This is a genomic window from Haliscomenobacter sp., assembly GCF_040403615.1.
Lineage (GTDB): Bacteria > Bacteroidota > Bacteroidia > Chitinophagales > Saprospiraceae > Haliscomenobacter.
Map to the genome: position 1 here is coordinate 1 of NZ_JBBAKG010000151.1, position 11,209 is coordinate 11,209.

The 11,209-nt window shown below is 42.3% G+C and carries 5 protein-coding genes; all 5 read left to right on the plus strand.

Annotated features, from left to right (window positions below):
* A partial coding sequence (locus ABW391_RS26765) for a sensor histidine kinase (RefSeq protein ID WP_353484978.1) occupies nt 1-622 on the plus strand: 622 nt, incomplete at its 5' end.
* A gap of 53 nt (nt 623-675) precedes the next feature.
* Nucleotides 676-3,528 (plus strand): TonB-dependent receptor, encoded by a 2,853-nt coding sequence (locus tag ABW391_RS26770; protein ID WP_353484979.1) that lies wholly within the window; start codon nt 676-678, stop codon nt 3,526-3,528.
* A 10-nt stretch (nt 3,529-3,538) separates the two neighbouring features.
* A complete protein-coding gene (locus ABW391_RS26775) occupies nt 3,539-5,581 on the plus strand; it encodes an ATP-binding protein (RefSeq protein ID WP_353484980.1) in 2,043 nt (680 codons plus the stop codon).
* 14 nt (nt 5,582-5,595) lie between these two features.
* Nucleotides 5,596-7,578 carry a tetratricopeptide repeat-containing sensor histidine kinase gene (locus ABW391_RS26780; RefSeq protein ID WP_353484981.1) on the plus strand — a complete coding sequence of 661 codons (1,983 nt, stop codon included), beginning with the start codon at nt 5,596-5,598 and terminating at the stop codon, nt 7,576-7,578.
* Between the two features lie 215 nt (nt 7,579-7,793).
* Nucleotides 7,794-11,209: sensor histidine kinase (locus ABW391_RS29640; RefSeq protein ID WP_502916355.1), on the plus strand; the 3,416-nt coding region annotated here is incomplete at its 3' end.

An 11,209-nucleotide genomic window follows, 5' to 3' on the forward strand; every position in this document is an offset into this window, starting at 1 on the left:
AAACCTCAGCAAAATCAACCACCATGGTAAACGCGCCTCCTCCATCGTGAAAGGCATGCTCGAGCACTCGCGGGCAAGTACGGGTGTCAAAGAACCCACCGACCTCAACGCCCTGGCCGATGAATACTTGCGCCTGGCTTATCACGGCTTGCGGGCTAAAGACAATAGTTTCAACGCGGCGATGGAAACGCATTTTGATCCCGATTTGCCTAAAATCGAAGTGATTCCTCAAGACATTGGACGGGTGCTGTTGAATTTGATCAACAATGCTTTTTATGCAGTTGCTGAGCGAAGCCGAAGTACGGTGAATGATAAGGCAAAGCAAGGGATTGAGGGTTATGCCCCTGCCGTAACCGTTAGCACCCGGAGGCTGAGCGTAGCCGAAGCCGAAAACGCCATCGAAATCAGCGTCAAAGACAACGGTAACGGCATCCCTGACGCGATCAAAGACAAGATTTTCCAGCCGTTTTTCACTACTAAACCTACCGGGCAGGGAACGGGGTTGGGGCTGAGTTTGGCGTACGATATTGTGACGAAGGGGCATGGGGGAAAATTGGAAGTAGAAAGCAGTATTGGCGCTGGAACAACTTTCATCATAACGCTGCAATCCACAGCAATCTAGTATTGCATGGTGATTAAGCTTAATCATTTAACACCTAATTAAACCTAAATAGAATGAAGAGCCTAGTTTATTCATTACTCTGTTTGTTATTCATGCAGATGTCTCTTTCTTTTTCCTTTGGTCAGGATCGTTCCATACACGGCTATGTCAATGACAAAAATCAGCAACCACTTGTCGGTGTTTCTGTTCAAATCCAGAACACTCAAACTGGTACCAACACCGATATCAATGGCAAATTTATCCTGCCAATCAACACCGAAAAACGCCTTGTCCTAGTCTTCACTTCGATTGGCTATTTAAAGAAAGAGATTTCAGTTAGTGTCGGCAATGGGCCGGTCACTGAAGTAAATGTCAACTTGGAAGAAGAAGTGAAAATCCTGGATGAAATGATTGTCACTGGAGTATTTGACACCAGAAAACGCATTGAATCTTCCATTGCCATTACGACCATTGATAGCAAAACATTGGATCGCATTGTGCCCAATAGTGCTGTTGAATTGCTGCGTCAAGTACCTGGGGTGTTTACCAATACTTCACGAGGTGAAATCTACAATGAGGTTGTTACCAGGGGTATGGCCTTGGGCGGAGCTTACTATTATGTCTCTATGCAGGAGGATGGATTGCCCATCATACCTGCTGCTGGCCAATACAATCCCGATCCTTTTTTGAGGGCCGATGTTACCTTAGGCCGTATTGAAGCGGTACGGGGAGGAACAGCTTCGGTACTGGGGGTAAATGCGCCTGGGGGTATTTTCAATTACATCTCTAAAACCGGTGGATCAACTTTCGAGGGGGAATTTCGTACTCGGGTAGGACTGGAAGGCAATGTCAAAAACCCTTATTATCGACAAGATGCTGGTTTTGGTGGCCCCTTGAGCAAAGATAAAAACTTAACTTACTACATCGGGGGGCATTATCGGCATGCCGACGGCGCCAAATACCCCGGTTATCCTTTGAGTCGAGGCGGTCAAATCAAAGCGAATCTGGTTAAAAAATATAAACAAGGTTCCGTCCAGTTTAACTTAAAATACTTGCACGACCGCACCGTCCAGTTTGAATATACCCCTACTGTTAACTTTGACAAGCCAACTCCCGCTGGCAATTTTACCAACTCTAGCTCGGTTTTAAACCCCAAGGCGACGCTGTATTACCCCGCTTCGGTAAATGGTTTGACCGATGTTAACTATGACTCAAAAAACCTAAACTTGTATAAAGAATTGGCGCCAAGTCTCAATTGGGAACACCGCATAGGCAAAGGCTGGAAAATACAAAATGCCCTCCGCTACTCCGATAAATCCATCTTGAGCAATTCTTCCTTTATTGTCTATCCTTTTGCCGTAGATCAAGTGCCGTTTTATGCCATCAATGGTTTGTTGGGCAAATTTGGAACCTATAATTTTTACAACCCCAAAACCAATCAACGATATGGCAGTGTAACCCAGGAATTGGATTTTAGCAATCCAAATTTTCCATTTGCCTTCAAATCTAACCTTAATCTACCTGGATCAACAGTGCAGCCTAATTCGGTTTTTTTCAATCCTATTTCCTATGAAAATGGAACCATGAAAGACCTCATCAATCAATTTACCCTCAAAAAACAATTTAAAACCATGGGCTTTACTGCGGGTGTATTTCACTCCAGCACTTGGTTTAAATACAACCTTACTCCACCCGCAGCAATAGGCTATGGCACAATTGAAGACAAACCTCAATTTGTAGGGATAGATTACATTCCTTCAGGTATTGCCAATCCTCCAACTTATCATTATACGGATCGAAATGGCATCTCTGACTATGGCTCCGCTGGGGTATCACGTACGGAATCAACCATCAACCAAACTGCTTTTTTCTTTGGCCACAATTGGAACATTTCAAACAAACTCAACCTGGATTGGGGTTTTCGTTATGAAGATTTTAAATTAAATGCAAAACAGCGTAGGCCAATCAGTGCCAGCCAAAGCCTGGGCGGAGTAGATGGGGATTCTACCACATTGTACGACAATAAATCTTCTGTACTTGGGCAAAATATTGAATATTCAAGCCATTTGAACACGCTTTCTTTTTCAGCCGGCATCAATTACAAAGTCAACAATAATTTGTCTTTTTATGGGCGATACTCAAGAGGAAGCAAGGCACCCCAATTCAATTTTTATACTGAAAACAGCAAATTACTAGGTGTTGTACCTCAAAAAAACATCCAAATAGAATTTGGTGTAAAAATATCCAGAGGAAAAAGTAACCTTTTTATTACCCCATTTTATAGCGCATTGGACAAAATCCTCAACCAGAAGGTCGTGCAAGAAACCGGTCAGGTGGTTACCTACTATGCTACTCCAAAAATCTACAATAAGACCCATACCATTGGAGTTGAAATAGAGGGCAATTATACACTGAACGACCATTGGAGCATCCGGGCAAATGCCGTAGTACAGCAATTTACGGCTGATAAATACCAATTCTATGATACGAGGAAACGAGGCCCTGCTGATGATACACTAATTGACCGTTCTGGAAAAAAAATCAGCAGTTACACTCCGGCCTTTATCATTAATGTTACGCCAACTTATCGAAACAACAAGCTATTTGTCAACTTGAATTGGTACTACCTGGCCAAAAGAGCTGCAAATACTAGCGAGACCTTTTATCTGCCTGCCTTCAGTCAGTTTGATCTAAATATTGGCTATACCCTTTCACCAAAAATCCAACTACAAGCAAGCATTAACAATGTTTTGAACAAATTCGGGATCATGAATTGGTCTGCGCCCACCCCCAGTGGTGTTCCTTTCCAAACATTTGATACAGAGTTGTTCACACCTACAAATCGGGCAGCCAATCCGAAGGCAGTATATTTTACCAGCGCCATACAGCCCAGGGCTCTATTTATATCTTGTACCTTCAAATTGTAAAAAAAAGCCGATGAAAATCCTAAACACATTGTTATTGATTCTGCTCTTAAGTGCAGCACTAAAAGGGCAATACAACATCCCCAAGAAACAACTAGACAGTATAAAGCATGCCCTGACCTTAGCAAAAACGGATACCAACAAGGTTGATCTGCACTTTTTGATAGCCTTAGCCAACCAAAACTCCAACATCAACCTCGCCATTTATCATTTCAATCAAGCTTTGCACTACGCCCGCAAAGCAGACCACAAGGATAAGATTTTGGGTTGTTTGTTAAGCTTAGGTTTTTTTTATGGCGAAAGAGGCGAACCAGCTAAATCAACCGTCTTATTGTTGGAAGCATTGCATTATACCCAAAATACCAACCAGGATATTAGTATGTCTTTGGCCTTTTTGGCCAACAATTATGAAGTTCAAGGTGATCTTAGAAATGCCATCAAGTATGCACGGCGTTCTTATCAGGTCTTTGAAAAAAGAATAAAAGATAAATTACCCGCCGATCAACGAGGATACCCTGCGGGGCCGATGCGCATGGGGCAACTTTTTGAAAAAAACGGTCAATTGGACTCTGCGATGTATTATGCTCAAATGGCCTACCAACGCTATATCGAAAAACCCTTTAATGGCGGCGAATACTTTTTCACCCCGATTTGCAATTTGTTGGGAAACATTTACATCCGTCAGAATCAGCCCGAAAATGCCCTCCGTTATTATCGCCTGGCCATTCAAAAAGCTTACGAGGTCAATTTTGTCACCTCAATTCAGGAAAGTCAACTGGGCTTAGCCAATTATTATTACCAAACCAACCAAAAAGATTCCGTCATCCATTATGCTACCCAGGCTTACACAGGCGCCAGTAAAATCAAAAGTTTTGAAATCATGAAAAGGGCGGCTGGGCTTTTGCGGGAAGTGTACGAAAATTACGGGGCCTACAAAAATGCACTTTTTTACAATGACCTTGCCGTTGCGGCCAGGGATAGTGTATCTGGTGCGGAAAAAGTACGCGAAGTACAATCCTTGACCTTCAAAGAAGAACAACGCCAACAAAAAATCCAACAGGAAATTGAGACTGCTAAAATCGCTTATCAAAACAGGGTGAAAATGTACAGCTTGCTGGCTGTTTTGGGTGCAGTGCTCTTGCTGGCTTTCATCCTCTACCGCAACAACCAACAAAAGCAACGTGCCAACGCCTTGCTGCAGGCACAAAAAGAAGAGATCAATAGCCAAAAAACGCAATTGCAAAACTCCCTGGAAACCATCAAAGCCACCCAGGCCCAACTCATTCAATCCGAAAAACTCGCCTCCCTTGGTGAGCTAACCGCTGGCATCGCCCACGAAATCCAAAACCCCCTAAATTTCGTGAATAATTTTTCAGAATTAAGTGTGGAACTTGCTGAAGAATTAAAAGAGGAAATCAATAAGCCGGAATTGGACAAAGGCTTAATCGAAGAATTGGCAGCTGATCTGGCAAAGAATCAGGAGAAAATCAACCACCACGGCAAACGCGCCGCCTCCATTGTCAGAGGGATGCTGGAGCATTCGCGGACGAGCACTGGTGTAAAAGAACCTACTGACCTCAATGCGTTGGCGGATGAATACCTAAACATTGCTTATCACGGCTTACGCGCTAAAGACAATAGTTTCAACGCTATGCTGGAGACCCATTTTGACCCCGATTTACCAAAAATCGAGGTTATCCCGCAAGACATCGGTCGGGTGCTGTTGAACTTGATCAATAATGCTTTTTATGCCGTAAATGAAAAAGCAAAATTGGAAATTGAAGAATACGAACCTACTGTGACGGTAAGTTCGAGCATTGTAGGAGACAAGGTGGAGATCAAGGTCAAAGACAATGGCAATGGCATCCCTGAAGCGATCAAAGACAAAATTTTTCAGCCGTTTTTCACCACCAAACCTACTGGGCAGGGAACGGGGTTGGGGCTGAGTTTGGCGTACGATATTGTGACGAAGGGGCATGGGGGGAGTTTGGCAATGGAAACAAAAGAAAAAGAAGGTACTGGGTTTACAATTATGCTGCCTTTAAAAGCCCTATAAATTCAAATTGCTTTATGAAAAATTTATTGCTTTTTACAGTGCTGTTTTACTCAATAATCCTTTCTGGACAACAATCGCGTGCAGACAGTTTATTAGGCCTGCTTTCAAAAGCAACAGAAGATGAGGTGCGGGTTAACTTATTAGCAGATTTAAGCGAGGGATTGGGTAATTCAAGTCCTGATACCGCTTTTTTATTCGCAAGCAAAGGTTTAAGAATAGCGCAATCTATAGGCTATCTCGAAGGTGAAATCAGGTGTAAAGATAACCTTGCCGGTTATTGGTGGGCCGTAGGTGATTATGCAACTGCCGTAAAATTACTACAGCAGGTTTTAGCGTTTTACAAATCCCAAAATAATCCTATAGTGGCAAAGATTTATTCCGGTTTACTCAATTCGTACAGAGACCAAGGGGATTATAACGAAGCATTGTATTACAGCTCTTTAACGCTAGAGCATATTCCACCTGAATTTGAATTTGTACGCGGTATTGCCAACGCCATGAGGGGCTCAATATATTATGAAATGAACCATTTGGATTCAGCTCAATTTTACCTGACCAAAGCTTTGAATTATCCACTCATGATTCATAATGGCTGGATACTGCTGATGAACGGCCGCCTTTATGCAAAAATAAAAAAAACAGATACAGCATTCAGTTACTTCAGGCAGGCGATTGAATTTTTACAGAGAGATAAAAACTACAAAGATTTAGCAGGTGCTTTTATTGGTACAGGGGAGTTATACGAACAGATTGGCAATATAGACTCAGCAATTTATTACGGAAAACAAGGCCTTGATATCGCAAAAAAGAAAAAATTCAATAAAGAAGCCATTCAGTCTTATCTGTTGCTGTCAAGAGCATATGAAAAAGTAAATACTAAAACTGCTTTGGAATATTATAAGCTGGCAATCATTGGAAAAGACAGTTTATTTAACCAGGAAAAGCAAAGGCAGTTGCTCAGCTATAAGTTCAATGAAGAGCTCCGGCAAAGTGAAATAAAAAATGCGCAGCAACAGGCTATGAACAAAAACAGGGTGCTAATTTTACTCATGCTACTGACCTGTTTTGTACTTTTTATCATTATTTTAGTTCGGAATAATAGGCACAAACAAACAGCAAACCTATTGCTTCATCAACAAAAGGAAGAAATTCAAAGCACTTTATCCCAACTCCGCTCCACCCAAGCCCAACTCATTCAATCCGAAAAGCTCGCTTCCCTCGGTGAACTCACCGCTGGCATTGCCCACGAAATTCAAAATCCGCTCAACTTCGTCAACAACTTCGCTGAGGTCAGCGAAGAAATGCTGGTCGAAATGGAAGAAGAATTGGACAAAGGAGATACAGCAGAAGTCAAAGCCATCGCTGCTGATCTCAAGCAAAACCTCAGCAAAATCAACCACCATGGTAAACGCGCCTCCTCCATCGTGAAAGGCATGCTCGAGCACTCGCGGACGAGCACGGGAGTCAAAGAGCCCACCGACCTCAATGCCCTGGCGGATGAATACCTGCGCCTGGCCTATCATGGCCTGCGGGCAAAAGACAGCAGTTTTAACGCCACCATGGAAACATATTTTGATCCAGATTTGCCGAAAATCGAGGTGATTCCTCAAGACATCGGCAGGGTGCTGCTGAATTTGATCAATAATGCCTTTTACGCGGTTGCTGAGCGAAGCCGAAGTACCATACATGATAAGGCTAAACAAGGACTTGAAGGTTACTCCCCTACTGTGACTATAAGCACGCGGCTTCGGCTTCGCTCAGCCACCGAGAGGGCCATCGAAATCAGCGTCAAAGACAATGGAAATGGCATCCCAGACGCCATCAAAGACAAGATTTTTCAGCCGTTTTTCACCACCAAGCCTACCAGGCAAGGGACGGGTTTGGGGTTGAGTTTGGCGTATGACATTGTGACCAAGGGGCATGGAGGGAGTTTGGAAGTAAACAGCGTGCCAAATGAAGGGACTGAATTCATAATTCAATTACCACTTATGCAATAACAGTCTATTTCATTCGGAGGCCATTTCCCGCCATTCGGAAACAGATTCCTACCATTCGGAAGACCTTCCTTGTCTCCCGGTCTGCAACAGACCATCTTTGTATTGTCAGTTGAAAATAACCAGACCACACAATTAGTCAATATGCTGAAAGGAGCATTATTTGTGTATTTTGCAAAAGCTATCGCGCAAAAAAGCACGCCCTAAAACCCTTTGCCATGCGGAATTTAATCTTCTCTTTGCTACTGTTTCCCTTGCTTGCCTTTGCACAAAAAAGGGAAGTTTTTCGCATCGACAGCCTTCCCAAAGAAGGCATTTTGTTGAACCAGGGCTGGAAATGGCATGATGGGGATAATCCCGAATGGGCAAAGCCAGAGTTTGATGATGCAAGCTGGGGGGATATTGATCCGAGTAAAGATATTATCCAATTAACCAACATTTCGACAGACCAACCGCTATGGCTGCGGATAAAGCTTAACCCTTGGGCTGCTAAAAATTATGCCTTGTCCATTTCACAATCTGGCGCTTCTGAAATTTACCTCAATGGTCGCTTGATTCAAAAAATTGGACAGATTGACCCTGGCAATCAACACAGTAAAGCCTATAACCCCTTGGATGACCACCTCATTTTAAGACTGGATTCGCTGGACAATACACTGGCCGTCCGCTATTATTTTCAACAAGGTTTGAATCTTGATCCGATTTATAATATCCGATATCCTTTTTTTTCAGGGCGTATTTTTGATAGCAAGTACATGCTTGCTTCACCTAATAGTAATTTCTGGCCTGGATTTAATGTCGGTTTTGCCTTTATTCTCTTTTTTGTGCATGGTGTACTGTTTTTGTATTATCCGCCACTTAGGGCTAATTTTTGGTTAAGTGCCTGGGCTTTTTTGAGTACAATATTTGAATATTTTCTATTTCTCATGGAGACCAACTCATACTTGGAACGCAATACGCAATATGTACTTTTTGCAATTATATTGAGTCACCTATCCTCCTTTTGCCTGCTTTACTGCATTTATTTACTGCTTGAAAACAATCGGAGGATTTACATTTTTACATTTCTTTCACTTGGTTTTTTGGATATTATAAACTATTGTTTTTTCGAGTATGAAATAAGAGAAATTCTGGGGTTTGGTGCATCACTTGCCCAGTCGCTACTTTTTGTAACCATGGCGCTTCATGCCAATCAAAAGGGAGACCGTCGAGGAACGCCTGTTTTATATGGCACACTGGCCTATGTAGTATTTTGGTGTTTGTTTGTGATCAGTGATCAGCTCTCCTGGAGCCAAACATCCAAAGATATCTTGTTTCATCTCGCTGTATTCTCTTTTCCAGTTATGGTGTCTGCATTGCTGGGATTTAAATTCAGACAGGTCAATCAGTCCTTGTTGCACAACCTGGAGCAAGTCAATCAACTGTATGTCGAAAAGCAACAGATTCTTTACGCCCAAAATGAAACGCTTGAGCGGCAAGTCCTCGAACGTACCACAGAATTATCCTCCAAAAACCGGGATTTAGAAATTGAAGCGGCTTTGGAAAGGGTAAGGAGCAAGTCAATAAGCATGACTACAACGGAGGAAATAGGAAACATCATATTTACCCTTTTTTCAGAATTGAGGAAACTTGACTTAGCGCTAGACCGCTCTTTTATCATCACTTTTGATGCCGATTTGCAAGGAATGGTTTATTGGATGGCCGGACCAGAAGGCCTTTTGTCGCAAAATGGTTTTCATATTCCAATGTTCGACCACCCTTTTAATCATGCCTTGATTGATAATTTTAAAAGGAAAACTGAAAAATGGGAATTTCTTCTTGAGGGCAAAACCAAAAAAGCATGGGATGATATTGCATTTGTAGATTCAGACCTGAGTCAATTGCCTGATTTCATCAAAGACAGCATGATAAACTATGGGGATGTTTCCTTCTCATTGTCGAGCATGAGTTATGGCACGATGTTAGTATCTGGTCGTGAGCATGTAAATGCTGCCCAATTTGATCTAATCCTTAGATTTTCTAGAGTATTTGAACAAACTTATACCCGCTTTCTTGACTTGAAACAAGCAGAAGTTCAAGCAAGAGAAGCGCAGATTGAAGTGGCTTTGGAAAAAATTAGAAGTCGGTCGTTGGCCATGCACCACTCAGGCGAGCTAAAAGACGTGATTTCTATTATGTTTGAAAAATTAAAAGAATTAAATGTTCTCCTTGGTACTATTGCAATTGTTCTGTTTGATGAAAAAACAAGGGATCATTTCTTTTGGATTGGAAACGATCTTCACGAGGAACCACCTTTGATAAACTTGCCCTACGATGAAAATATATTTGACGAGGATACCTGTTCGAGAGATTGTTGGCAAGCTAGATTGACAGGCGAAGGATTTATGAATAAAAAATACTCTTTTGAACAAAAAAATAAATATTTCGAATACGTATTTGCCAATAATAATTTTGATGTATTGCCCCAACCGGTCAGAGATTACATCATGCAGGCTCAAGAACACATTGCTTGTTTCATCGTAGAAAACAACTCAACACTTTTTGTAGACAGCTGGGATGGGCAGACTTACAGTGACGAAATGCTTAAAGTAATAAAACGAGCAGCTGCCGTATTTGAGCAGGCATTCGTTCGCTTCCTCGACCTCCAAAAAGCGGAAGCTCAAGCCAGAGAAGCGCAGGTTGAGGCAGCATTGGAGCGGGTAAGAGCCAGGGCAATGTCCATGCAGACTTCAGAAGAGATAAATGCGGTAATCGGCAAGATATTTACCGAATGTAAATCGCTAGAAATTCAACTGGATTCCAGCATTATTCTCATCTACGATAAACAGACCCTTGATACGAAGTGGTACCTCACCAACAATGAAGACCCTGACTATCCTGCGTGTTTTAGCGTACCCTATAATGAATACCCTTTCAACACTGCTGTGCTCAATGCATGGCATCAAAAAACGATAGATTGGGGCTATATGCTTGATGTTCAGGAAAAAAAAGAATGGGATCAATTTATGTTCTCGAAAACGGATTTTGTTTTATTACCTGATCACATCAAAGAAGTGATGGCTGCTGTAGAAAAGTTGTACATCAAAGCCTCATTTAATGAATTTGGTTGCATTATGCTAACCAGTCTAAGCCCTTTGAATAATGAGCAAATGACTATTCTACCCCGTTTTTCAAAGGTATTTGAACTGACCTATACCCGTTTTAACGATTTAAAAATCGCAGAATCTCAAGCAGAACAAGCCAAGCTTGACTTGATTCAAATTCAAACCGAAAAAAAGAAAGCAGAAGATACTTTAGTGGAACTTCGCGCCACCCAAGCCCAACTCATCCAATCCGAAAAACTCGCTTCCCTCGGTGAACTCACCGCAGGCATCGCCCACGAGATTCAAAATCCGTTGAACTTTGTCAACAACTTCTCGGAATTAAGCGTGGAACTTGCCGAAGAATTAAAAGAGGAAATCAGTAAGCCGGAATTGGATAAAGGCTTAATCGAAGAATTGGCTGCTGATCTGGCAACGAACCAGGAAAAAATCAACCACCACGGCAAACGTGCTTCGGCCATTGTGAAAGGAATGCTGGAACATTCCCGGACCGGAGACGCGATGAATCGCGTCTCTACCGACCTCAACGCCCT

Excerpts from the sequence above, each read along its gene's own strand:
- ABW391_RS26770 (WP_353484979.1), top strand. The coding sequence starts at position 676 with ATGAAGAGCCTAGTTTATTCATTACTCTGTTTGTTATTCATGCAGATG.
- ABW391_RS26775 (WP_353484980.1), top strand. The coding sequence starts at position 3,539 with ATGAAAATCCTAAACACATTGTTATTGATTCTGCTCTTAAGTGCAGCA.
- ABW391_RS26780 (WP_353484981.1), top strand. The coding sequence starts at position 5,596 with ATGAAAAATTTATTGCTTTTTACAGTGCTGTTTTACTCAATAATCCTT.